Genomic DNA, 25230 nt, shown 5'->3' with positions numbered 1-25230 from the left:
TGGTTCAGGCTCCGTGTTCTTCAGCGACTCGCACCGTGCGCCCTGCAGGCAGCCGACGGCTTCGGGCAGTGACTTCTGGAGCGTATCCGATGCGCATCGTTAATGCGATGCGCCGGCCACCGATATCGGTCATGCCGGCGAAGTCGTGGTGCAGCTGACGAAGACGGTCACCGTAGCGGGAGGAGAGCTGGTCGTAGTCGCCCGGATCCACCGCGTAGAGGAATACCGGGGACATCGCCTGCACGCTCAGCCCGAGGCGCTGGACCTCGATCCACGTCCGCTCGACGGCCTGCCCTCCCCGGACGTAGTCGGATGCTTCCGCACCGTCGACGGTCACCACGATCAGTGCCGACGCAGCCTGGATCCGATCCCGGCTGATATCGCCGAGCGCCCTGCCGACGTCCTGCTCGGCGAGCAGCCGCATGATGTCCGAACGACGAGCCACCGCGAGCTTCGCCAGATCCGAGCGGTCAAGCTCGAGGGTGCGCACGTCCAGCCCCCAGTCCAGGCTGTCGACGCCCGGCCATCGCAGCTCGCGCATCATCTCGGCGTGCAGGTGAGGAGTGAGGAACCGGATCCGATCGGACTCGCCGAAAAGCTCGGACAGCTCGGTGAGCCGGTCGCGGTCGGTGACGACGGCGAGGTCCGCCCCTTCGGCACGCGCAGCCTCGATCAGGGCCGGCGCGGCGCCATCCGGCAATGGCCTGGGCTCGCCGAGGTGCCGGTTGGAGACCCGCCGCAGCATCGGCTCGTAGAGCGCGGACAGGGTGGGATCATGTTCGCGATCCAGGTGCAGCACAGCGGCGGGGGACTGGCCGGTACCGGCTGGGAACGTCTCGGCCGGCCCGAGGATGCCGTGGCGCGCCGCGGCCACCCGGGCGTTGAACAGTGCCGCACCGATCGCGACATAACTGCCCCGGAAGGCGACGTCCAGCGTCGACGTCTGCTCCCCGTCCAGGTGGATCTGCACGTGGGACCGCCCGATCACGAACCGCCAGGGCTGAGTGTTCCCGCCCGACGGAGCGTGCCGGGCCGCGTGGACGACGGCCTCCGGGCCGCCGGCCGGTGGGGGTTCGATGTCGGTGCCCGCTTCCCCGAGACCGTGGGTCATGGCCGGGACGGGTGGCTCGGAAAGCTGCCCGAGTGTGTCGGTGAGGTCGACGCGGGCACGCCCGGACGGCACGGGTAAACCCAGCCCGATGTGACGGACCGCGGTGGCCACGGTGGCCGCGCCCAGCTGGATGTCGCCGCCGAGCTGGGGCCATGTGTTCAGCGTCTGGTCGACCTCGGTCATGGAGGCGGCCATCCGTGCGGACAACTGCTCGGGTTCCAGCACGCGCAGGACATACGGAACCTTGTCATGGGTGGAGAGGCCCATCAGTTCGCTGGGCTTGGCCTCGCCCAGCAGCCCGTGGAAGAGTGCCCGGTCCGGTTCGAGGTCATAGCGCTCGACGTCCAGCAGGCCGCGGTCGCCCGTCTCCATGACCAGCGGTATCCGGTGCCGGCGTGCGGCATCGCGAACAGCCAGCTTGACGTCGAAGGAGTCGCACTCCTCGATGACCACGTCCAGTCCGGACATGAACTCCTCGGTGGAGTCCAGACTGATGCCGCGCGGGTCGATCTCGACGTCGATGTAGGGATCCAGTTCGGCGATGCGACGGGCAGCGACCACGGCCTTGTTCAGGCCAAGGTCGAAGACGGTGGCCGGGATCCGGTTGAGGTTCGACAACTCGATCTCGTCGAAGTCCGCCAGCCGGATCCTTCCGCAGATGCCTTCCAGGGCGAGCGTGTGCGCGATGGCGTGGCCGACGCTGAGCCCCACCACGCCAATGGTGAGTTGCCGCAGTCGTCGCTGCTCGTCGATGGTGAGCTTGTTCCGGTTGCGGTCGGAGCGCAGCGCCTGGAAGGCCGCCGGCCCGAGGACGTGCACGACGCTGCGCCGCCACGGATAGTGGTACCAGCGGGTCGGCTCGTCCAGGTGCGCCGGGTCCGGGGCCGGCCGTGTCCGCTCGAGGTCGCGGCGCTGCTGATCGATCCGGTCGATCACGTCGACCGAGGGATCGTTGCGCCACGCGTTCAGCTGGTCGGGATCTTCGACGAGGACGGGGCGCCATGCGGACGGGCGAAGGTCGTGCGATGTGCTCACGCGGCGACCCCGTGGAGGGCCTCGGCGGCCGGGACGGGCTGCGTGTGCTGGAGGTCGCCGATGAACAGGCGGCGCTGCTCCGGCGTGGAGTACCGGAAGGCGGACTTCACGTCCCAATGATAGAACGACGTGAGGTAACGCTCGTCGGGGTAGGCGGTGGGCGGTATGCCGGGGAGCGGCCGGGCGCCCGCGCCGCTCCACCGGCGCGCGGCATGCTGGGCGACCGTGCCGAACGCATACCGGACGCCGAAGAAATGCAGGCCATGAACGAATGAGCGGGCGACCAGGTTCGCCAGCGCGCCCTTCTGCTGGGCCTCACTGTCGACCCACCCGGCCTTCAACTCGATCGCGCCGTCGGGGAGGACGTGATTCACCCACTCGGCGATCATGGTGGCCGAAACCGGGTCGGCGGCGAACTCGCTCGGCGCGAAGGCCTGGTTCACCGCCTTGAGCGGGCCGTTGGCGTACCAGCCGGCGATGACCTTGCCGTCGTCGTCCCTGACAACGGCGAAGACAGGCGTCGCCGACTCCGGGTCTGCCGGGAGCAGGGTGAGCGCGTGCTCGGCCCCGTACTGGCGGTACGTGCGCCGTGCTCCCTCGGCGTAGGCTTCCCACAGGTCGTAGCGGTCGGCCGGCCGGTAGAAGCCGATCCACATGCCTGACGCGCTGTCACGGAAACCAAAGACTTCGTCTCTGATAGTGAGTGTCAATCTTGTCCTGGTTAACGGCACTTGGCCCATCTGCACCATATGCCTATGGTGCCCGAAAAACCGGAGATGATCACGCAGTGACTTGGCGGGCCGGAAACGCTTGGTTCATTCAGAGGCCCAAGACAGAACGTTCTGTCTACGTGGAGGCAGGGTACGCGGCCGATTGCCGGGTCATGGGAAAGCAGAAGAAACAGCGGTGGCAGGATCCGCCCCCCGTTGGATCCTGCCACCGCTTATTCGGGGCGCGGCGCGCTCATCCCCGGACGAGCAGCACCGCGCCCCTTATCTCGGTGCGGGGTGGGTAGGGCGGAGCCGCACCGGGCCTTGGGTCACGAACGAAGTTCGTGGATTCACAGGATCCGAATGAATGTCATAAGAAGAGCCAAGTGCCTTCTAGCATGGCCGATCGGTTATGACAGTTCTTCCGGTTCGAGTCATCGAGTAGAGCCTCGAATTCCTGCGAACGTGGTGAAACAATAACCGAGAATCGGACCTTTGGCAACAAACTACTCTCAGTAAGGATATGTCACAGACTGTGAGAGCGCAAGTCCTCTATGCGCTATTTAACTCTACGTAGTCAGAGAATAACGGAGCGTTATATTGTGCACTCGCAGCGTCATCATTTCGCGCATTGTTACGAAAAAGCGCAACGTCGTTCAATAGAGAGTGTACGGTGCAGGACACGGGTCTTTCGCATCGCCGAGCCGGACCGCGAAGCCCTGCCCGGCGTCGTCAGGTGAGCGGCAGCGCGTAGCGACGGATGGCGGTACCGCCGAACACCGCGGAGATCTGCCCGGGGGCGAACTCCTCCGTCAGCCGGCGGGCGGTCGTGACGACGCGACCATGATCGGCGGCGAGTTCGCACACCGGCCAGTCGGTCCCGAACATCACCCGATCGGCTCCGAACGAGCGGAACATCGTTTCGGCGTACGGGCGCAGGCCGTCGATGCTCCACGTCTTCCAGCCGGCCTCGGTGACCAGTCCTGACAGCTTGCAGCACACACCGGGGTGCTGGGCGAGCTCCTCGAGATGCGCGGCCCACGGGCGGATCGTCCCCGCGGCGATAGGCGGCTTGCCTGCATGATCCAGCACGAAACGGCCCGCAGGGAGCCGGCGTACCGCGGAGATCGCCGCCGGCAGTTGCTCGGCGGAAATCAGGAGATCGAAGACGAGTCCGGCCTCGTTCACGGCGCGAAGCCCGTCGAGGACGTCGTGACGGATCAGCCAGTCCGGGTCGCGCTCGCCCTGCACGGCATGCCGGATTCCGACCAGGCGGTCACCTCCGGGCAGAGCGCGTAGTGCGGCGATGGCGTCGGCGACGGCAGGGCCTGTCAGGTCCACCCAGCCGACCACGCCGGCGATCAGCCCCTCGGACCCGGCGGCGACGCGGAGAAACTCGGCCGTCTCCTCGACGGTGGCGACGGTCTGGACGAGGATGGTGTGGTCGATGCCGGCCGCCGCGCACACTCGCCGGAGGTCATCGAGCTGGTACGGGCGGCGGATCGACTCCATCGCCGCCCGCTCGAGAAAGGAATACCGTCGCGCGGCTGGGTCCCACAGGTGGTGATGTGCGTCGATGACCGTCATATGGATTCGTCCCGCGAGACGGACGCTCCCGCACGGATCAGGCCGGCGCGGGAGAGATCCTGCCAGAGGGCCTCCGGGATGTCCTGTGCGAGCAGGCCGGCGTTGCGCTCGACCTGGCGGGGCGTGCGCATGCCCACGGTGACACTCCTCACCGCGGGATGAAGGAGCGGATAGCGCAAAGCCGCGGCCGGCAGGGTGACACCGTGCGACTCGCAGACATCGGCGATCCGGTGGGCACGCTCCACCAGCGCGGCAGGTGCGTCCGCGTAGTTGTACTTCGCATCCGGGCAGGGGCGATCCAGCGCTAGAAGGCCGGAGTTGAAGACGGCAGCCGCCACCACGGTGACGCCACGCTCGAGCGCGGCGGGGAGCAGGTCGTCGAGGGCACCCTGCTCGAGCAGCGTGTAGCGGCCGGCGACGAGCACCACGTCGACGTCGGTCTCCCGGACGAAGCGGGTGAGCATGGCGGATTGGTTCATCCCGGCTCCGATAGCGCGGACCACGCCCTGTGCGCGAAGGTCGGCGAGGGTCGCGTAGCCCTCGCCGGCCGCCTGAGGCCAGTAGTCGTCCGGGTCGTGGAGGAAGACGATGTCGATCCGGTCGGTACCGAGTCGCCGCAGGCTGTCCTCGAGTGTGCGAAGGATCCCGTCCCGGCTGAAGTCCCAGATCCGGCGGTGGGTGGCAGGCACCACGAAACTGGCGTCTCGCTGACCGGCGCCGTCGGAACGGGGCTCGAGCCGGCGGCCCACTTTGGTGGAGAGCACGTATTCGTCCCGCGGATGAGCTGCCAGGGCGGCGCCAAGTCGTCGTTCGGACAGCCCAAGGCCGTAGTGGGGTGCGGTGTCGAAGAACCGCACGCCGGCCTGCCACGCCGCCTCGACGGCGCTCGCGGCGTCGTCGTCGCTGACCTCCTCGTACAGGTTGCCTAGAGGTGCGGCGCCGAACGACAATTCGGTGAGTGCGGGCGTCCGGCCCGTGCGGTGCAACGGCGTCATCCCGCATCGCCTCCGCTCATCCAGACCGGGCCGTCCGGATACGCGTGCCTGGTGCGTGTCCCGGCGTGGATCTCGGCGGAGAATCCCGGCTCCTGTGGTGCGGCGTAGCGGCCATTGTGCACGTCCACCGGGTGGACGAAGTGTTCGTGCAGGTGGTCGACATACTCGATCACCCGGTCGTCCATGGTTCCGGATACGGCGACGTAGTCGAACATGGACAGGTGCTGGACGAGCTCGCAGAGGCCTACGCCGCCGGCGTGTGGACACACCGGCACGCCGAACTTGGCAGCCAGAAGGAGGTTGGCCACGTTCTCGTTGACGCCGCCCACCCGGGCGGCGTCGATCTGCATGACGTCGATAGCCCCTGCCTGGAGCAGTTGCTTGAACACGATCCTGTTCTGCACGTGCTCGCCCGTGGCGACCTTGACCGGCGCCACGGCCGCACGAATGGCGGCGTGCCCCAGAATGTCGTCGGGGCTGGTCGGCTCCTCGATCCACCAGGGGTCGTAGGGCAGGAACGCCGACATCCATTCGATCGCCGGCCCGACATCCCATCGCTGGTTCGCGTCGAGCGCGATCCGCACGTCGGGGCCCACCACTTCGCGGGCGAGCCGTAGCCGGCGCAGGTCGTCGTCGAGGTCGGCGCCGACCTTGAGCTTGATGAGGGTGAAGCCGTCGCCGACGGCCTCGGAGGCCAGCCGTGTCAGCTTCTCGTCCGAGTAGCCGAGCCAGCCCGCGGACGTCGTGTACGCCGGATAGCCGTGAGAGAGGAGGTGCTTCGTACGCTCCGCCCGGCCCGGTTCGGCTCGACGAAGGATCTCGAGGGCCTCGCCGGGGGTCAGCGCATCCGTGAGGTAACGGAAGTCGACCAGGTCGACCAGTTGTTCCGGTGTCATCTCGGCGAGCAACCGCCAGAGCGGCAAGCCCGCGCGCTTGGCTTTGAGATCCCAGAGCGCATTGACGACGGCGGAGACGGCCATGTGAACCACGCCCTTCTCCGGCCCGAGCCAGCGCAGCTGTGAGTCGTGGACGAGCTCACGCCAGATGCCGCCCAGGTCGCCGAGTATCGCCTCAACTGGACGGCCGATCAGGAACGGTTCGAGCGCTCGGATGGCGGCGGCCTGGATGTCGTTGCCGCGCCCGATGGTGAAGGCGAAGCCGTGGCCCTCGTGTGCGTCGGGGGCGTCCGTGTGGATGACGACGTACGCGGCGGAGTAGTCCGGGTCGGGGTTCATCGCGTCCGAGCCGTCGAGCTCACGGGAGGTGGGAAACCGGATGTCGTGTGTCGACAGGCGGGTGATCTGGTGACTTGTCACGGCGATGGGCTCCCGGATGGATGTCGAGGCGGTCGACGGTGAGCCTAACAAAACATCCGATGTTTAGCTTTGACCATGAAGCGTTGGTGCCATCCATATGGTTCTTTGGCCGGTGACGATGCAAGACATCGGAGGTGTGTTGCTGGTTAGTGGCCAGCTCAATGCAGCTTAGCCGCCACAGTAGGGTGTGAACGGTGAGCCTGCTCCTGCTCGACCTCGACGACACCGTCTTGGACAGGTCCGCAGTTGTCCGGAGGTGGGCGCGCCGGTTCTTCGGTGCCGAGATCTCGCCGCCCGATCTCGGCCGGCTGCTCGATATGGACGCGGGCGCGAAGATCGAGCACGACGAGATGGCCCGGCAGCTGAAGGAGCGCTATCCCGTGGCGTCGTCGGTCGATGACGTGTCGGTTGCACTCGGTGAAGCCCTGCGCGGTGGCCTGGAGATTGATGCCACGGTGTGGACGTCGTTGACGACGGCCCGGGAGCGCGGCTGGTCAACCGTGATTGTGACGAACGGAGCAGTCGATACCCAGGAGCGCAAGATCCGGGCCAGTGGCCTGGATCGCGTGGTCGACGCCTGGGTCGTGTCCGAGGCGGCGGGCGTATGGAAGCCGGACCCGGTGATCTTCCAGGAAGCTGCGGAGCGGGCCGGCCAGCCGCTGACGCGCGGGTGGATGGTGGGGGACAACCCCCATTCCGACATCGCCGGTGCCTGCAATGCCGGTATTCCCAGCGTCTGGCTGCACCATGGCCGGACCTGGCCGGCTGAGCTGGACTTCGCCCCGACCGGCACGGCCGGTCATTGCGCTGAGGCGATCATGGCGATCGTGGGGGAGCGGCCGGCGAGCGGAACCGGGTGAGCACATGCGAACGGCGCCGCCCCCCGAATGAGGAACAGCGCCGTTCGTAGCCAGCCGAGATGCGATCGTGAGGCTTGCGCCTACTGCAGAGCCGCCGCCTTCTTCGCGATGGACGACTTGCGGTTGGCCGCCTGGTTCTTGTGAATGACGCCCTTGGACGCCGCCTTGTCAAGCTTGCGGCTCGCCTCGCGGGCGGCTGCCACCGCGGCGTCCTTGTCGCCGGAGTCGGCGGCCTCCTTGAACTGCCGGACGGCCGTCTTCAGCGACGAGCGGACCGCCTTGTTGCGCTGCCGCGCCTTCTCGTTGGTGAGAATGCGCTTCTTCTGGGACTTGATATTCGCCACGAAACGTAAGCCTTTACGTCGATCGGATAGGTCTAGAGGGCGTTCGGCCATCCTCGGGACACACAACGGTGGGGAACCGGCGTGGGCGGCTTGAAGAAGACCGGTGCGTCCACGACCTGGGCGGACACACAAGCGACGATCCTAGCAGGACGCGGGCTTCCCGGCCAACTCGTGCCGTGGCCTACCACGTCGCACGTTCGACGTCCGGAAGGTCCAGGTGGTGCGGCTTGATGATGTAGACGACACCGCCGGAGCCGGACCCCAGCTCGCCGTCGGCGAGCGGCCGGACGGTGCGCAGCCAGACCTTCTCGAACTGCTCCCGGTCGTAGACGCGGCGCACCGAAACATTGGAGCGCGCTGCGGGATCGTTGACGATCACGTCGCCGTTCTCGGTGAAGCCCGTGACGACCATCAGGTGCCCGGATGTCGCGTAGCCGGCGCCGTCGAGCTCCCCTTCGCGGAACGACTGGGACGTCACCACCGGTATGCCGGCATCGATGAGGCGTTCGACGTCGTCGAGCGAATGCAGGCGCGTCACGAACGCCTCCAGCTCGGGGAAGGACGACGCGTAGGCGGTGTTGAACGACCAGTTGCCGGTACCGCGGAAGGCGTGGTCCCACGTCATCTTCGCGGCGTGTGCCACCTGCGGATCGGTGTAGCCGGGCTCGATCCACGCCATGTCGGCGCGTGCCGGCACCACGCCGAAGTACTCCAGGACCATAGTGACGGCCGCTGGGCTGGACCAGTCCGGCCCGCCTCCGAACTCCTCCAACTCGGCGGGATGAATGTTCTTGGAGCGTTGCGGCACGGCCAGTTGCTCGCCCCACGCGATGCCGCCCGCGCTGGGTTCGACCTCCGTGCGGGCGGGCACCCGCGACGCCATGGCCCCGATCATCCACACGCGCGGCATGACCAGGCTTCCTGGTTGCCGGTAGGTGGTGGCGCGTAGCCGGTACCCAGTCAGCCGAGAGTCGTCCGCGTCTGCGGCGTCGTCGGTGTCCGCGGTGGAATCCCCGGTGCCCGGGGCGGTGACGACCAGCGTGTCGGTCAGGATCTCGCTGCGGCCGTCCGTTTGGCCCTCGACGCTGCTCCGCGGGACGGCGTCGTCGTCGGACCACTGACCGAGAACGTACCAGGGCGTGGTGGTGCCGTCGGTGTAATGTCCCTGCACCTCTACGGACACCCAGGAGCGCCCGGGCGTGGAAGCCGCCCACGAAGCCACCAGCTCCGTGGCACCGAAGTCCAGCTCGGCCACCGGCGAGGTCCAGGTGGCGTACTCCCAGGAGGCGGTCTCACCGGCCGCGTCGGTGACGTCCCTGGTGCCCGCACGGTGGGTCATGATCATGCCGGTGTGACGTCCGGGAAGGACGGTGAGGCCGGTTGCGGCGCCGGAGTTCCAGTCTGCCGGACCTTGCCAGCTGGTGAAGTCGATGTGGGCGCCGGTGCCGTGCGCCGTGCCGGTGCCCCCGCGAGCGTCGTTGTCGGCGGTGGAGGCCGCACCCGCCGGGGCGATTCCCAGTAGCAGGAGCATCGCCACGGACAAGCCTGTCAGCGTCGCGCGGACGGGCCACCTGAGCCTTGGGCGAGCCACACCCACTCCCTTGTTCTCACCGAACGCGGAAAACTCCGCGGACAACGAGGCGGGATCTTTCCTCACCAGCCTCCAATCGACCACTATGGCTCGTTGGCCGACCGGATTCAAGTCAACGTGCGGGACCAGGGACGGGCTCGACGTGCGCGGGGCGTGCCGTCCCGCCGCCGTGGCCCTCCCGGGTGCGGATCGGGAGCCGTGGCGGCGAATACGCCGGCGCCATGGTTCATGGGATGATAGGGGGCGACCGACCTACCGGTAAGAAACCCCTAGGACACTGCGTGCCACGGATTCCAGACGCCCCCGCCCCGGCGGCGACCCCGCCCGAGCTGATCCGCAATTTCTGCATCATCGCCCACATCGACCACGGCAAGTCGACGCTGGCGGATCGGATGTTGCAGATCACCGGCGTCGTCGATGACCGCGCCATGCGTGCCCAGTACCTCGACCGGATGGACATCGAGCGCGAGCGTGGCATCACCATCAAGAGCCAGGCCGTGCGGCTGCCGTACACGCCCACGGATGGCCCGCAAGCCGGCCGGACTCATGTGCTGAACCTGATCGACACGCCCGGTCACGTGGACTTCTCCTACGAGGTCAGTCGCAGCCTCGCCGCCTGTGAGGGCGCGGTTCTGCTGGTCGACGCCGCGCAGGGCATCGAGGCGCAGACACTGGCAAATCTGTACATGGCGATGGAGAACGACCTCCAGGTCATCCCGGTCCTGAACAAGATCGACCTGCCGGCGGCACAGCCGGAGAAGTACGCCGAAGAACTGGCCAACCTCATCGGCTGCGAGCCGGGCGACGTGCTGCGGGTCAGCGGCAAGACGGGTGAAGGCGTACAGGAGCTGCTCCAGCGCGTCGTCGCCGACGTGCCGCCGCCCGTAGGAGATGCCGGCGCGCCCGCCCGGGCGATGATCTTCGACAGCGTCTACGACTCCTACCGGGGTGTGGTCACGTATATCCGGGTGATCGACGGCCGGCTGACGCCGCGTCAGCGGATCGTGATGATCTCGACGAAAGCTACGCACGAGCTGCTCGAGATCGGCGTCATCTCACCGGAGATGAACCCCAGCCAGGGCCTCGGCGTGGGTGAGGTGGGGTACCTGATCACCGGCGTGAAGGATGTGCGGCAGTCGAAGGTCGGCGACACCGTCACCGACGCCGCGAAGCCGGCCGTCAAGGCACTCGAGGGTTACCGCGAGCCGAAGCCGATGGTGTTCTCCGGGCTGTACCCGCTGGACGGCTCCGACTATCCGGATCTGCGGGAGGCGCTGGACAAGCTCAAGCTCAACGACGCCGCGCTGGTCTACGAGCCGGAGACGTCCGGCGCTCTGGGGTTCGGGTTCCGCTGCGGGTTCCTGGGCCTGCTGCACCTGGAGATCGTCCGGGAACGGCTCGAGCGCGAGTTCGGGCTCGACCTCATCTCGACGGCGCCGAACGTCGTGTACGAGGTGACCCTAGACGACGCTGTGGACGGGTCCGACACCATTATCGTCACCAACCCCAGCGAGTTTCCCACCGGCAAGATCGCCTCCGTGCGCGAGCCGATGGTGCGTGCCACGCTGCTGGCGCCGAGCGAGTTCGTCGGCGCCATCATGGAGCTGTGCCAGGCGCGTCGCGGCGCGCTGCTCGGCATGGACTACCTGTCCGAAGACCGGGTGGAGTTGCGATACACGCTGCCACTGGCGGAGATCGTCTTCGACTTCTTCGACGCGCTCAAGTCACGCACCCGCGGCTATGCGAGCCTCGACTACGAGACCACCGAACAGGCCGAGGCCGACCTGGTCAAGGTCGACATCCTGCTGCACGGCGAACCTGTCGACGCGTTCAGCGCCATCGTCCACAAGGAGAAGGCCTACACGTACGGCGTCGCGATGGCCTCGAAGCTGAAGGAGCTGATCCCGCGGCAGCAGTTCGAGGTCCCGATCCAGGCGGCCATCGGCGCGCGCGTGATCGCCCGTGAGAACATCCGGGCCATCCGCAAGGACGTGCTGGCCAAGTGCTACGGCGGTGACATCACCCGGAAGCGCAAGCTGCTGGAGCGGCAGAAGGAAGGCAAGAAGCGGATGAAGATGGTCGGCCGGGTGGAGGTGCCGCAGGAGGCCTTCATCGCGGCGCTCTCCTCCGACGCCGGCGGCGGCAAGGCCCCCGCCAAGAAGTGACTTCGTCACCTGATCGTCGATATGTCGTCTGATCGCTTCCGCGGTGATGATCAGGTGACTGACACTGCGGTGTGAGCCGGGTTGTGTCAGCTGATCGCGTCTCAGAGCGTGGACGCTTGGTGATCAGGTGACCGAAACCCCGGTCTGCGGCCGACTACGTCATCTGATCCACCGCGAGGTAGAGTCGCGCACTCGTAGAAACCGGTCTCCCGCGGCAACTGTTGGCAACCGCTTGCCAGCCGTCCACGGGATGTGAGGGCATGAACGGGAAGCAGCGTGCCCGTGGGCGGAGGATGTGGAAAATGCGTTGGGGAATCATCGGATGTGGCGTAATCTCGACGGCTCATGCAGTGGCCGTCCGCTCGCTGGGTGAGTCGTCGTCGCTGGTCGCTGCCTATGACATCGAACGTGCGAAGACCAAGGCGTTCGCCGCACGCGAGGGGTGCGCCGCCGAGGAGACGCTGGACGCCCTGCTCGGTCGCGACGACGTCGATTCCGTTGCGGTGTGCGTGCCCAGCGGCCTGCACGCAGAGATCGCGGTCGCGGCTCTCGAGGCCGGAAAGCACGTCGTCGTCGAGAAGCCTCTGGACATCACGCTCGAAGCGGCGGACCGGATCATCGAGGCGGAACGCAGCACCGGCAAGGTCGTCACGACCATCAGCCAGCGTCGGTTCGAACCCGCCTCGGAGTTCATTCACCGAGCCGTGCACGAGGGCGCTCTCGGCAAGATCACATCCGGAACCGCCGAATGCACGTGGTGGCGCTCGCAGCAGTACTACGCGTCGGCCGGGTGGCGGGGCACCTGGTCCATGGACGGCGGCGGTGCCCTGATGAACCAGGGCGTGCACCAAGCCGACATGCTGCTGTGGATGCTGGGCACGCCGGTGGAGGTCACGGCCTATGCCGACACTCTCGCCCATGACGGCTTGGCGGTGGAGGACACCGTCGCCGCGGTGGTGCGCTTCGAGAGCGGCGCCATCGCGACCCTGAGCGCCACGACCTCGGCCAACCCTGGCCTACCGCTGCGGCTGTCCGTGCACGGCGACGGCGGTATCGCGGTGCTCGACGGCAACGAACTCGGCACCTTCACGCTGGCCGACCCGAACGCCGCGGACGGCAGTACGCTCGTCGACCCCGGGCGCTCGGCCGAACCGGCGTTCGGGGGCGGCGTCGACGACTGGCGAGCGCGATACGAGCGGGAGGCGGCGGCACTGCGCAGCCGGCGCCGGGCCGCGGGGGAACCAGACCCGGGCGGCATGAACCATCCGGCCCAGTACGCGGACTTCGTGGACGCGGTGCAGACCGGCCGCGCGCCGGCCGTCACCACCGCCGATGGGCGCAGGGCGCTGGAACTCGTGCTGGGCGTGTACGAGTCCGCCAGAAGCGGCAAGCCGGTCACGCTCGGCCCGGGCCGCTGATCCCGGCATGCTCGTGGGGGCACTGATGCCACGTCCGGGGTAATCCTCCCTGCTCGGTCACCTTCACTCGCTGCCGATCATCGCACCATCACCGCACGAAGGAGTCTGTGAATATGTGGACACTGTCGGGCTTCGCCGACGAGATCTCGCCCGACCTGGACGAGCAGTGCCGCGTGCTGAACGAGCTGGGCATCGGCCACATCGAGTTCCGCAGCGCCTGGGATACCAATGTGCTCGATCTCGACGACGACCAGCTCAAGGCGGTGGCGATGACGTTGGCCACACACGGCATCCGGACGTCGTCGATCGGCTCGCCCATCGGCAAGATCGGCATCCGAGACGCGTTCGACGCGCACCTCGCCCGGTTCGAGCGTGCCCTGCACGTCGCCGAGTTCCTGGAAGCTCCGTTCGTCCGGATCTTCTCGTTCTTCGTCCCGGAGAACGACACTCCGGACGCGTACCGCGACGAGGTGTTGAGGCGCATGTCCGCGCTGGCGAAGCGGGCTCAGGGTCACCCGGTGACGCTTCTGCACGAGAACGAGAAGGAGATCTACGGCGACATCCCGTCGCGGTGCCTCGACATCGTCGAATCGGTCGGCTCCCCGCAGCTGAGACTGGCGTGGGACGCCGCGAACTTCGTGCAGTGCGGCGTACGCCCGCACACGGAGGGGTACCAGATGTTGCGGCCCTACGTCGACTACATCCAGATCAAGGACGCCAAGCTCGCCGACGGCACGGTGGTTCCCGCCGGCGAGGGCGACGGCGAAGTGACGGCGACCGTTGCCGCGCTGCGGGAGGACGGCTTCGACGGCTTCTTCTCCATGGAGCCGCACCTGTCGGCGGTCGGGCAGTTCGGCGGGTTCAGTGGGCCGGATCTGTTCGCCAAGGCCACCCACGCGTTCACGGCCATCCTCGAGGATCAGGGCATCGATTACCGCTGACCGCCACAACCCCATGCCAGGGTTTGTGGCAGTGAACTAGCGCCGGCTGGCCGGAAAACACGACCACAAAGCCTGGCATGTGCCGAGTCGAGACGTGGGCGCGTTGTTCACCGGGCCTTCACGCCGTTGTCGCGAGTAACTCGGTTGGCCGCGCGACCGTAGGGGTGTGCGCATTCTGCAGGCCGCGAACTTCGTCGCCCCGCACTCCGGCGGCATCAAGACCATGCTGACCCATCTCGCCGGCGGTTATGCCGAGGCCGGACACGAGGTGGTGATGCTGGTCCCCGGCCCGGAGAACGCCACCGTGGCCGAGCCGTACGGCCGCCGTATCGAGATCGCCGCGCCCGAGATGCCGCTCACCGGCGGGTACCGCGTCATCACCCGGTGGAACGCGGTGGAGGACGTCCTGGCCGCCGTCGCTCCCGACCGCGTCGAGGTGTCCGACCGGTTCACGCTGGCCAGGATCGGCCCGTGGGCCCGTGATCGCGGAGTGGGCTCCGTGGTCTTCTCGCACGAACGCATCGACGCTCTTCTCCGCTTCCACCTGGGCCGGGCCGTGCCGACCAGGCGTCTGGCCGATCGCTTGAACCGCCGGCTGGCGTCGTCGTTCGACAGCGTCGTCTGCACCACCAGCTGGGCGGCGGGGGAGTTCGTCCGGATCGGCGCCCGGAACCTCGTCCAGGTGCCGCTGGGCATCGACCTGGACGCCTTCCACCCGTCCCGACGGGATCCGGTGGTGCGCGACGAGCTGGCCAGGGGTGCCGACGTGGTGATCGTGGCGGCTGTCCGGTTGTCCCCGGAGAAGCGTCCCGACCTGCTGATACCGATGGTCGACGAGCTCCTGCGCCGGGAGGTGAACGCCCGCTTGGTGGTGTGCGGGGACGGCTCGGTGCGCGACCTTGTGGACGAGCAGGCGCAGGGCCGCCCCGTCACGATGGCCGGTTTCGTCTCCGACCGTGACCGGTTGGCCACCATCCTCGCCAGTGCGGACGTCGTCGTCGCTCCTGGTCCGTACGAGACGTTCGGGCTGGCGGCTCTGGAGGCGCTGGCCAGTGGGACGCCCGTCGTCGCCAGCTCGTCAGGCGCCCTGCCGGAGCTGATTCGAGACGGTGCCGGGCGGACCGCGCCCGCCGATCCGGCGCGGATGGCGGAGGCGGTGATCGGGGTGATCCGCGAAGGTGGGGCGGCGCGCGCCGCGGCCCGGATCCGGGCGGAACAGTTCTCCTGGTCTTCGACTGTCGCGGAGATGCTGCGGATCCACGGGCGCGAATCCCTGTCTCGGGGGGACACGCGTTCGAGTAGGTTCACGAGTTCCGGGCGAATTGGCTACAAGTCGGCGACATAGACTGTTCTTGGGACGCGATGGCATCGTAAGGTTCCACCACCGGGCCGAAGACGATCTGGCCATCCCTGGTGGCCTTGGAGGACGCATGACCGCCGGCACAACGGAGTCCGCAGAACTCGTCAAGGACCGTCCGCCGTCCATCGGCCGGATGTTCCTCGACCGAGTGGAGTCGACACCTGATCGGGAGGCGTATCGATATCCCGACGGTTCGGGTTGGACGTCGCTCACCTGGCGGCAGACCAAGGACCGTGTCTGGAAGATCGGCGCCGGACTGCTGGCCCTCGGTGTTGAAGCCGAGGACCGGGTGTCCATTGCCGCGTCGACGCGCGTGGAATGGATCCTTTCCGACCTCGCGATCAACTCCATCGGCGCGGCCACCACCACGGTCTATCCGTCCACCAATCTCGAGGATGTCGCGTACATCCTGTCCGACGCCGGCGTCAAGGTCGCCTTTGCCGAGGACGACGAGCAGGTCAAGAAGATCCTGGAGCACCGGTCCCAGCTCGCTGAGCTGACCAAGGTGGTGGTGTTCGACGGCGACGGCGACGGCGACTTCGTCATCACGCTGGCCCGGCTGGAGGAGCTAGGCCGGGAGTTGCTCGAGGAGAAGCCCACAGCGGTGGACGACGCGCTCGAGCCCGTGGGACCGGAGACGCTGGCCACCTTGGTGTACACGTCCGGAACCACCGGCCGGCCGAAAGGGGTGCGCCTGGTCAACGACAACTGGGTGTATGAGGGCGTGGCCGCAGACGCGCTGGACATCTTGAACATCAACGACCTCCAGTACTTGTGGCTGCCGCTGTCCCACGTGTTCGGTAAGACGCTGGAGGCCATCCAGCTGCGGGCCGGCTTCGCCACCGCTGTCGACGGCAACCTCGACCGGATCGTGGAGAACCTCGGCGTCGTCAAGCCCACCTTCATGGCCGGTGCGCCGAGAATCTTCGAGAAGGTGCGCGCCAAGGTCATCATGGGCGTCGAGGAAGAAGGCGGCGCGAAGAAGAAGATCTTCGACTGGGCGTTCGGGGTCGGCTTCAAAGTGTCGGCGCTGGAGCAGGCCGGCAAGAAGCCCGGACCACTGCTCGCGTTCCAGCACGGCCTCGCGGACCGGCTGGTGTTCTCCAAGATCAAGAATCGGCTCGGTGGCCGCATCCGCTTCTTCATCAGCGGCTCGGCCAAACTGTCCCAGGACGTCGCGGAGTGGTTCCACGCCGCCGGGATGACCATCCTCGAGGGGTACGGACTCACCGAGACCAGCGCGGCCATCTTCGTCAATCTGCCGCAGGACTGCCGCTTCGGCACGGTCGGGCCGCCACTTCCCGGTACCGAGGTGACGATCGCCGATGACGGCGAGGTCCTGACCCGCGGGCCAGCGGTCATGCGTGGCTACCACAACCTGCCGGACCTCACCGCGGAGACGCTTGACGAGGACGGCTGGTACCACACCGGTGACATCGGCGAGCTGGACAACGGCTATCTGCGCATCACCGACCGGAAGAAAGACTTCATCAAGACCTCCGGCGGTAAGTACGTGGCGCCGCAGAAGATCGAGGTGATCTTCAAGGCGGTCAGCCCGCAGTCGAGCCAGATCGTCGTTCACGGCGACGGCCGGAACTACTGCACGGCGCTGATCACCTTGGATCCCGACGCGATCACGGAATGGGCCAAGCATCACGATCTCGGCAGCATGTCCTACGAGGAGCTGACTCGCTCACCGAGGGTCCGCGAACTCGTCCAAGGACATGTCGACGAGCTCAACGCGCGCCTGGACCGGTGGGAGACGATCAAGAAGTTCGAGATCCTGCCGAACGACCTCACCATCGAGAGCGGCGATATGACGCCGAGCATGAAGGTCAAGCGCAAGTCGGTCGAGAAGCGCTACATGGACGTCCTGGACCGCATGTACACGTGAGCTTGTTCCTGCTGTTGGTCACCTGATCATCGAAGTGCCGTCTGATCACCGGCGTGGAAACGATCAGGTGACCGAACTGCGTAACAGGGGGACGCGTCGTCGTCCGATCTGGTCTCACGATCCGGACGTAAACGGATCAGGTGACGCAACCGCCGCCGTAGCCCGCGGTCGGTCATCTGATCGTCATAGGATTCCCGCCCGACCCCCGACGACGTCTCATGGGGGACAATGAGCTGTGCCCTCGACTCTTCCCGACGGCGACCCGCCTCCAATCGACGGCTCGCTGCCATCGTCGTCGCTGGTCACGGTGGGGGGCCAGCACCGGCCCTTCGGCGTCTACCTCCATGTGCCGTTCTGCACCACCCGGTGCGGATACTGCGACTTCAACACGTACACGGCCGACGAACTCGGGACTGCTCCCGGTGCTTCCCGAGCGACGTGGGCCGATGGCGCTGTCGCGGAATTGCGGCTGGCCCGCAGGGTGCTGGGTGACGCCGACATCCCCGTCTCCACGGTGTTCGTCGGCGGCGGCACACCTACGCTGTTGCCCCCCGCCGACCTCGGCCGCGTGCTGAAGGCGATCGACAACGAGTTCGGCCTGGAAGCAGGCGCCGAGGTCACCACCGAGGCGAACCCCGAGACGGTATCGCCCGACGGTCTGGTCGCCCTCCGCGAGGCGGGATTCACCCGGCTGTCGATCGGCATGCAAAGCGCGCGCCCGCACGTACTGAAAGTTCTGGACAGGGAGCACACACCCGGCCGCTCGGAGCAGGTGGTCGCCGAGGCGAAAGAGGCGGGCTTCGAGCATGTCAGCCTCGACCTCATATATGGCACGCCAGGGGAGAGCCTCGACGACTGGCGGATCAGCCTCGACTCGGCCGTCCAGGCCGGCCCGGACCACGTCAGCGCCTATGCGCTGATCGTGGAGGAGGGCACCCGGCTGGCGGCTCGCATCGAGCGGGGAGAACTGCCCCGGCCCGACGACGACGACCTGGCCGACAAGTACGAACTCGCCGACGACACCCTCGGCGCGGCGGGCTTCTCCTGGTACGAGGTGTCCAACTGGGCGACGTCCGACGCCGCTCGCTGCGCCCACAATCGGCTGTACTGGACCGGCGCCGACTGGTGGGGCGTCGGGCCGGGCGCGCACAGCCACGTTGGCGGGACCCGGTGGTGGAACGTCAAGCATCCAGCGGCGTGGGCCGGCAGGCTGGCTGACTCCCGTAGTCCAGCGCACGCGCGAGAGGTCCTGGACGCCGAGACGCGGCGGGTCGAGCGGGTCTTGCTCGAAGTCCGGCTGGCCGAGGGGCTCGATGTCGCCGTGCTCGACGACGACGGCCGGCGCGCGGCCCGCGAGGCCGTCGACGAGGTTTTGGCCGAGCCCACGGCCTGGTCGCAGGGCCGCGTCACGCTTACTCGCCGGGGGAGGCTGCTCGCCGACGCCGTGGTGCGGAACCTGCTGGGCTGACCGAGCCCTGCGTCATGCCCGGGAACGCCAGAGGAGCCACACGAAATAGGGCGTGCCGACCATGGCGGTGAGCAGCCCCGCGGGAATCTGCGCGGGCGAGATGACGGTGCGGCCGATGGTGTCGGCAAGGCTGACCAGGATCGCCCCGAGCAGCAATGCGACCGGGATCACCCGGGCATGGCGCGCGCCGACCAGGGCACGTGCGGCATGTGGCGCGACGAGCCCGACGAAGCCGATCACCCCGACGGCGGACACCGCGGTCGAGGCGAGCAGGGCGGCACCAACCAGGATCACCAGCCGGGTGCCCTCGAGACGGACACCGAGTACCCGAGGCGTGTCGTCGTCGAGTGAGAGCAGGTCCAGTTCCCGGCGGGCGAGCACCACCACGGGAATCAGTACAGCCAGCGCGATGACCAGCGGCATCACCTGTGGGAGCGTTCTGCCGTAGGTGGAGCCCGACATCCAGGTCAGAGCCTTGGCGACATTCCACGGGTCGGAGTACACGATGATGAAGGTGATGATCGCCGAGCCACCGGACCATACGCCGATGCCGATCAGGACGAGCCGGTCCGAGTTCAGCCCCCCGCGCCAGGCCAGCGCGTAGACGAGACCGAAGGTGAGCAGAGCCGCCGCTCCTGCGACGGACGACAGCATCAGCACGCCCGCGGTGGGGACGAAGGTCAGCAGCGAGACGGCACCGATCCCAGCGCCTGCGGTGATGCCCAGCAGTCCGGGCTCGGCCAGTGGGTTGCGGCACACCGCCTGGACCGCGACTCCGGAGAGGGCGAGCGCCGCACCGGCAAGGAGCGCCGCGGCGACACGGGGGAAGCGGGCATCGAGCACGAAGGTGATCGCGCGGCCGGACTCGCCGTTGATCCAGTTGACGACGTCGCCGGTGAGCAGGACGGTGTCGCCGAGCAGCAGGGCCGCCACCGAGGCCGCGCTCAGCACCGCCACGCAGGACGCGAGAACCAGCCAGAAACGACGCCGTGAGCGGGACTGCCCTGTCCGGGCGGCCGGAGGGCGGCGGGTGGGGCCGGAGTCCCGCTGTCTCCGGGCAAGTGTGACGAGGACGGCGGCACCGAAGACGGTCGTGACCACGCCGGTGGGAATGTCGACGCCGGCCTGCGCATTGACGACCGCCCGGACGAGCACGTCGGCGCCCAGCACGATGACGATCCCGGCCAGGCCCGAAGCGGGCAGAAGGACGCGGTGCCGGAATAGCCCCGGGACGCGTGGGGCGAGCAGGCGGACGATCGCGGGTGCGCACAGCCCGACGAAGCCGATGGGGCCGGCGATCGTGACCGCGGCCGCGGCGAGGACGACGGCCAGCAGCGTCACCGTGAGACGGGTGCGCCGGACCGCGACGCCGAGGGTCGCTGCGGTGTCGTCGCCCAGGGCGAGGATGTCGAGCCGATGCCCGATCGCGATCGCCGCGGCCGCCGCGACGACGATCACCAGACTCATCTGGCGTACGGCGTCGAGATTCGACTGGACCAGCGATCCGCTGCCCCAGGCGAACAGGCCTGTGGTCTCCTGCTCGAAGAGCAGGAGCAGGACCATGGTGAGTGCGTGCAGCGCCAGCGTCGTCGCCGAGCCCGCCAGAATCAGCCGGGTCGGCCCTGACGCGCCGCCCGCGGAGAGCACGAGCACCAGCCCCACCGCGGTGAGACCGCCGATCGTGGCCAGCGCTCCGGCGAAGAGTGTCGGTAAGGCCAGGCCGATGACGGCCGCGAGAACAACGGCGAAGTGGGCGCCGGCGTTGACAGCGAGCGTGTCCGGCGAGGCGAGCGAGTTGCGCGCCAGGGACTGGAGCAGCGCTCCGGCGATACCGAGGGCGAAGCCCACCGTCAGCCCGGCCAGCACGCGCGGGAGACGCGAAGCCGTCAGGATGTTCGCGGCAGCCTGGTCGTCGCTGCCGAACAGCAGGCCCAGCACGTCGAACGCGTTCACCGCGGCGGTGCCCTGAGTGACGTGCACGGCGGCGAGCAGCACGCACGCCACTACGCCGCTGGTGAGCAGTGTCGCCACCCGAAGCCGGCGCACCGGGCCGGTGAGCACCGGCTCCGGCGCGCCGGCCGAGGACGGCGGACCGGCGTCGTGGGTTATGCGCAGATCCGACGACGGTGCTGGGCTACCGCGCTCCTTGCGGGACCCCGTGTGGGGAGTCGGAGCTGATCCCCTGCGCATAACCCACCTCCGGAATAGGCCCGCTGGGTCACGCGGTCAGCGCGTCGACGAACTGCTCGACGATGAACATGCACGAGGCGGGACCGCCGAAGGTCCAGGTGCCGGGCGCGAGCTTGTGGATCTGGCCGCTCTCGACGAACGGCAAACTCTCCCAAATGGCGTTCCCGGACAGGCCGTCGGCGAAGACGTCGTCGGCGTCCGACGCGCTGTAGAAGAAGTGCAGGTCAGGTAGGTCGGCGAGGCCTTCGACGTCGGTCTGGCCGAGCCCCCATTCCGCGTCGACCCCCTCGGTCCAGGCGTTCTCCAGGCCCAACTCCTCACCCAGGTCGGAGACCAGGGAGCCTTCGCCGAACATCCGGATCGAGACTGCGCTGCCCTCCATCCAGCCGTCGGCCATGAGGAACTTCTCGCCCTCGTGTCCGGCGTCGGCGATCTGCTGCCGGCCGTCGTCCAGTGCCGCGTCGAAGTCGCTGAGCACCTGCTCGGCCTCGGCCTCCTTGCCCACGGCAGTGGCGATGGTGGTGAAGTTCTCCTTCATCTGCTCGATGTTCCGGGACGCGTCGGCTCCCTGGATCACGATCACCGGGACGTACTCCTCGAGCTGCTCGGCCACCGGGTTGCCCCGGTCCTCCATGATCACCAGATCCGGATCGAGCGCGACGATGGAGTCGACGCTGGGCTCCTGGCGGGTGCCGACGTCGGTGACGTCGTCGCCCAGCGGGGCCGAGGCGCCCACCCACGTGGAGTAGCCGTCGACGTCGGCGACACCGGACGGCATCACGCCGAGGGTGACCAGAGCCTCGGTCTCGGCCCATTCGAGTGCGACGACGTTCTCCGCGGGGGCGTCGAGTGTGACCTCCTCACCGCGGGCGTCGGTGACGGTGATGGGCTCGGAGGCTTGCGCCTGGGGAGTGGTCTCGTCGTCGTCCGCGGGCTCCTCCGAGCTGCCGCAGGCACTGAGGGCCAGCATGGCGGCCGCGAGGGCAGGCATGATCGCGTGGCGGAGTCGCATAGGTGATTCCTCGAGGGTGAGTTGGGTGACGGAGCCGGCTAGGCGATGTCGCGTAGCCGGTGAGTGTGCTTGCCGACGGGCCGCGTGTGCAGGTGTCCGGTGTCAGGGTCGGGCTGGACGTCGATCCGCAGGCCGTAGACCTCGCTCAGCAACGGAGCCTGGAGGACGTCGCCGGGCGTCCCGGCGGCCCGGACCTCGCCGTGGTGGAGCAGGGCGATGTGATCGGCGACGGAGGCAGCCTGGTTGAGGTCGTGCAGGACCACACCCACGGCCACGCCGTGCTCGTCGGCGAGGTCACGGATCAGGTCGAGGATCTCGATCTGATAGCGCAGATCCAGGAACGTGGTGGGCTCGTCGAGCAGGAGGACATCGGTGCGCTGGGCCAGGCACGTCGCCAGCCACACCCGCTGCAGTTCCCCGCCGGAGAGCTCGTCGACGCCGCGGTGCGCCATCCCGCCGACGCCGGTGACACCCATCGCCCATTCGATCGCAGCGGCTCCGTCCGGGTCTTCTCGCCGCCAGCGGCCGCGGTGCGGATGCCGGCCGTACTCGACGACGTCACGGACGCACACGCCGTTGGGCGTGGGGCGGCTCTGCGCCAGCAGCGTGACCCGCTGGGCGAACTCCTTGGCCGTCAGGTCGAGTGCGGAGGAGTCGTCGTCGAGGAGGACCTGCCCGCTCTCCGGTCGATGCAGACGGGCGAGAGCACGCAACACGGTAGACTTGCCACTGCCGTTGGGACCCAGCAGAGCGGTGACCTGCCCGCTCAGAAGCCTGATCGATGCCTCTGCCACCACGGGAGTGCCGTGATAGCCGAGGCAGAGGTTCACACCGCGTAGTCCTGCGGTGATCGGCTCCGCGAGCGGATGTATGGTCGTCGCCATGGAGGCCAGGATAGCCTCACCTTAGTGCGCTTGGTCAACTCCTGGCTGTGTGACGAAGTCGATGAGCTCCTCGACGCGGCCCAGGAACGCCGGCTCGAGGTCGGTGTATGTGCGCACGGAGGCGAGAATGCGCCGCCACGCCGCGGGCGGTTCCTCGCTCCAGCCGATCGCCTCCAGGACCCCTTCTTTCCACGGCACGCCACGGGGAACGTCCGGCCAGGCTTCAATGCCGAGGACCGACGGCCGGACCGCCTGCCAGACGTCGACGTAGGGGTGCCCCACGATCAGCACGTGCTGCGCACCCGTGCCAGCGCCGGACCGGGCCTGCTGCGCGATGCGCGTCTCCTTCGACCCGTCCACCAGGTGGTCGAGCAGGACTCCGAGCCTGCGGCCGGGGCCGGGGGAGAACTCCCGGATGATGTCGGCGAGATCGTCCGCGCCGCCGAGCCCTTCGACGACGACCCCCTCCACCCGCAGATCGTCGCCCCAGATCCTCTCCACGAGCTCGGCGTCGTGCTTGCCCTCGACGTAGATCCGGCTCTCCCGGGCCACGCGTGCCCGGTGACCGTCGACCGTGCGGGAACCCGACGCGGTGCGGGACGGCTTCACCGGAGCGGCCTGGGCGGGACGCACCAGCGCGACGGGCTTGCCGTCGACCCAGAAACCAGCGCCCAAGGGGAAAGCCCGGCGAGCCCCGTGCCGGTCCTCGAGGGTGACGCCGTGCTTGTCGCAGTCGACCACAGCGCCACAGAACCCGGTCTGAACATCTTCGACGACGAGTCCCGGCACCGCCGCCGTCTCCACGCTCTTGGGCCGCTGAGGATGGGGCGAGTTCTGCAGGACGTCGCGCCCATAACGATCAGAGAACTTCCGCACCCGAGTGACGCTACTACGCGCCGACGTGCCAGGCCCGCACCGTGTCGAGGTGGCGCGGACGTGGCGAATACGGCTGCCCGGCCGGTGGATGGGTGCCTGGCCTGCGAGTTGGACGGTCGGTAGGTGGGGGAGGTAGACGCGTGCAGCGGTGGCGCGCCGGCCGCGTGGAAGCTTGTGGTCGCCATGGTGCCGCGTGGAAGCTTATGGTCATCGTGGTGATCGCCGTGTGAATTCTGGCCGGCCGACGCTTCTCCGGCGTGGTCGTGTGGCGAGCCGAGTGAGAAACACCCGCCCTGAGCGGCGGGAATCACCACAGCTGTTCCCACACCGATCGTGAAGCCGCCTTCGGAAGACACGGGTTCGTAGACAACGCCGGTAGAATTGGCACTTGGCAGGTTTGAGTGCCAGTCTGACTCTTGGCGATTTCCTGGGAGGTGCCACGTGCCGATCGATGACCGCAAGCTGGAGGTACTCCGAGCCATCGTCGAGGACTACGTCGCCACGCAGGAGCCGGTGGGGTCGAAAGCGCTGGTAGACCGGCATCAGTTGGGCGTTTCGTCGGCGACCATCCGCAACGACATGGCCACCCTCGAGGACGAGGGGTACATCACTCAGCCACACACGAGTGCCGGTCGGGTGCCTACGGACAAGGGCTACCGGCTTTTCGTGGACCGGCTCTCGAAGGTGAAGCCGCTCTCGGCGGCCGAGCGCCGGGCCATCAGGTCGTTCCTGGAGGGCGCGGTCGATCTCGACGATGTGATCTCCCGCACGGTGCGGCTGCTCGCTCAGCTCACGCGGCAAGCGGCCGTGGTGCAGTATCCGTCGCTCACCCGGTCAACGGTTCGGCACGTGGAGCTCGTCGGCCTGGGACAAGCTCGCCTGCTCGTGGTGCTCATCACCGACACCGGGCGTGTCGAGCAGCGTGTCGTCGAGCTTCCCGCGGAACCGGAGGACTCCTTGCTGGGCGACCTCCGAGCCCGCCTCAACGCGCTGGTGGCCGGACTGGACTTCGCCTCCGTGGCGAGCAAGGTGGTCGACCTGCCGTCGCAGTTCGCGCACGAGGACCGGCACGTCGTGTCGGGAGTCGCCGTGACGTTGCTGGAGTCGCTCGTCGAACGAGGCGAGGAGCGGGTCGCCGTCGCCGGGACCGCCAACCTGGCCCGATACGGGCACGAGTTCGACACCGAACTCGAGCCGCTGCTGTCCGCCCTGGAGGAGCACGTCGTCTTGCTGCGCCTGCTCGGCCAGGCGTCGCACGCTTCGCCGGTGACCGTCCGGATCGGACAGGAGAACGCGACCTCGGGGCTGTCCGCCACGTCGATCGTCACTACGGCCTACGGCCCAGGCGATCAGGCGCTGGGAAGCTTGGGTGTACTCGGCCCAACCCGGATGGACTATCCGGGAACGATGGCCGCCGTCGGCGCTGTTGCACGTTATGTCAGTCAAATACTTGATGCGAACTAGAGCATGGGG

The 25230-nt window shown here is 68.0% G+C and carries 19 protein-coding genes; 8 read left to right on the top strand and 11 right to left on the bottom strand.

Features of this window, described 5'->3' with window-relative positions; genetic code table 11:
- Positions 1-4 precede the first annotated feature (4 nt).
- From G1H11_RS23060 to G1H11_RS23040, 5 genes are all read right to left on the bottom strand, one after another.
- Positions 5-2146: an Rv1355c family protein gene (locus G1H11_RS23060; protein ID WP_163820973.1), complete on the bottom strand. Its 2142-nt coding sequence runs from the start codon at positions 2144-2146 to the stop codon at positions 5-7.
- Positions 2143-2802, bottom strand: a complete 660-nt coding sequence (locus G1H11_RS23055) for a hypothetical protein (protein ID WP_163820972.1) — start codon at positions 2800-2802, stop codon at positions 2143-2145. Before G1H11_RS23055 ends, G1H11_RS23060 begins: the two co-directional genes overlap by 4 nt.
- Before the next feature lie 786 nt (positions 2803-3588).
- The gene (locus G1H11_RS23050; protein ID WP_163820971.1) at positions 3589-4443 is read right to left on the bottom strand and encodes an amidohydrolase family protein; all 855 of its coding nucleotides are present in this window, start codon (positions 4441-4443) and stop codon (positions 3589-3591) included.
- Positions 4440-5438: an aldo/keto reductase gene (locus G1H11_RS23045; RefSeq protein ID WP_163820970.1), complete on the bottom strand. Its 999-nt coding sequence runs from the start codon at positions 5436-5438 to the stop codon at positions 4440-4442. Before G1H11_RS23045 ends, G1H11_RS23050 begins: the two co-directional genes overlap by 4 nt.
- A complete protein-coding gene (locus G1H11_RS23040) occupies positions 5435-6754 on the bottom strand; it encodes an L-fuconate dehydratase (protein WP_216844060.1) in 1320 nt (439 codons plus the stop codon). The genes G1H11_RS23045 and G1H11_RS23040 overlap by 4 nt, the downstream gene beginning before the upstream one ends.
- A gap of 194 nt (positions 6755-6948) precedes the next feature.
- Here G1H11_RS23040 and G1H11_RS23035 point away from each other — a divergent pair, with 194 nt between their 5' ends.
- Positions 6949-7614: an HAD family hydrolase gene (locus tag G1H11_RS23035; protein WP_163820969.1), complete on the top strand. Its 666-nt coding sequence runs from the start codon at positions 6949-6951 to the stop codon at positions 7612-7614.
- Between the two features lie 80 nt (positions 7615-7694).
- On the opposite strand, the gene rpsT is transcribed toward G1H11_RS23035, so the two are convergent.
- Positions 7695-7958, bottom strand: coding sequence for a 30S ribosomal protein S20 (gene rpsT / locus G1H11_RS23030; protein WP_163820968.1), 264 nt, complete (start codon positions 7956-7958; stop codon positions 7695-7697).
- A 181-nt stretch (positions 7959-8139) separates the two neighbouring features.
- Complete coding sequence (locus G1H11_RS27290; protein WP_216844059.1) at positions 8140-9615, bottom strand: peptidase C39 family protein; 1476 nt, start codon at positions 9613-9615, stop codon at positions 8140-8142.
- A 215-nt stretch (positions 9616-9830) separates the two neighbouring features.
- Here G1H11_RS27290 and lepA point away from each other — a divergent pair, with 215 nt between their 5' ends.
- The 6 genes from lepA (at position 9831) to hemW (ending at position 18795) form a co-directional block, all read left to right on the top strand.
- Positions 9831-11714, top strand: a complete 1884-nt coding sequence (gene lepA / locus G1H11_RS23020) for a translation elongation factor 4 (RefSeq protein ID WP_343074910.1) — start codon at positions 9831-9833, stop codon at positions 11712-11714.
- A gap of 260 nt (positions 11715-11974) precedes the next feature.
- Complete coding sequence (locus G1H11_RS23015; protein WP_343074909.1) at positions 11975-13132, top strand: Gfo/Idh/MocA family protein; 1158 nt, start codon at positions 11975-11977, stop codon at positions 13130-13132.
- Positions 13133-13245: 113 nt separating this feature from the next.
- Positions 13246-14073: a sugar phosphate isomerase/epimerase family protein gene (locus G1H11_RS23010; protein ID WP_163820965.1), complete on the top strand. Its 828-nt coding sequence runs from the start codon at positions 13246-13248 to the stop codon at positions 14071-14073.
- 166 nt (positions 14074-14239) lie between these two features.
- Entirely contained in the window at positions 14240-15418 is a 1179-nt protein-coding gene (locus tag G1H11_RS23005; protein WP_163820964.1) for a glycosyltransferase, read from the top strand.
- 85 nt (positions 15419-15503) lie between these two features.
- A complete protein-coding gene (locus tag G1H11_RS23000) occupies positions 15504-17327 on the top strand; it encodes an AMP-dependent synthetase/ligase (protein WP_163820963.1) in 1824 nt (607 codons plus the stop codon).
- A 235-nt stretch (positions 17328-17562) separates the two neighbouring features.
- Positions 17563-18795 (top strand): radical SAM family heme chaperone HemW, encoded by a 1233-nt coding sequence (gene hemW / locus G1H11_RS22995; protein WP_163820962.1) that lies wholly within the window; start codon positions 17563-17565, stop codon positions 18793-18795.
- Between the two features lie 12 nt (positions 18796-18807).
- Here the strand turns inward: hemW and G1H11_RS22990 are convergent, their stop codons facing one another.
- The 4 genes from G1H11_RS22990 to G1H11_RS22975 are packed head-to-tail and all read right to left on the bottom strand — an operon-like array spanning position 18808 to position 23757.
- Positions 18808-20985, bottom strand: coding sequence for an iron ABC transporter permease (locus tag G1H11_RS22990; RefSeq protein ID WP_163820961.1), 2178 nt, complete (start codon positions 20983-20985; stop codon positions 18808-18810).
- A 28-nt stretch (positions 20986-21013) separates the two neighbouring features.
- Complete coding sequence (locus G1H11_RS22985) at positions 21014-21997, bottom strand: ABC transporter substrate-binding protein (RefSeq protein WP_163820960.1); 984 nt, start codon at positions 21995-21997, stop codon at positions 21014-21016.
- A 38-nt stretch (positions 21998-22035) separates the two neighbouring features.
- Entirely contained in the window at positions 22036-22881 is an 846-nt protein-coding gene (locus tag G1H11_RS22980) for an ABC transporter ATP-binding protein (RefSeq protein WP_163820959.1), read from the bottom strand.
- 21 nt (positions 22882-22902) lie between these two features.
- A complete protein-coding gene (locus G1H11_RS22975) occupies positions 22903-23757 on the bottom strand; it encodes a DUF3097 family protein (RefSeq protein ID WP_163820958.1) in 855 nt (284 codons plus the stop codon).
- 447 nt (positions 23758-24204) lie between these two features.
- Between G1H11_RS22975 and hrcA the strand changes: the two genes are divergently transcribed.
- Positions 24205-25221, top strand: a complete 1017-nt coding sequence (gene hrcA, locus G1H11_RS22970; RefSeq protein ID WP_163821018.1) for a heat-inducible transcriptional repressor HrcA — start codon at positions 24205-24207, stop codon at positions 25219-25221.
- Positions 25222-25230 lie beyond the last annotated feature (9 nt).

Source organism: Phytoactinopolyspora alkaliphila, assembly GCF_010550695.1.
GTDB lineage: Bacteria > Actinomycetota > Actinomycetes > Jiangellales > Jiangellaceae > Phytoactinopolyspora > Phytoactinopolyspora alkaliphila.
Note: the sequence above shows the minus strand (reverse complement) of the source record. Positions and strands in the feature narration are given on the sequence as shown.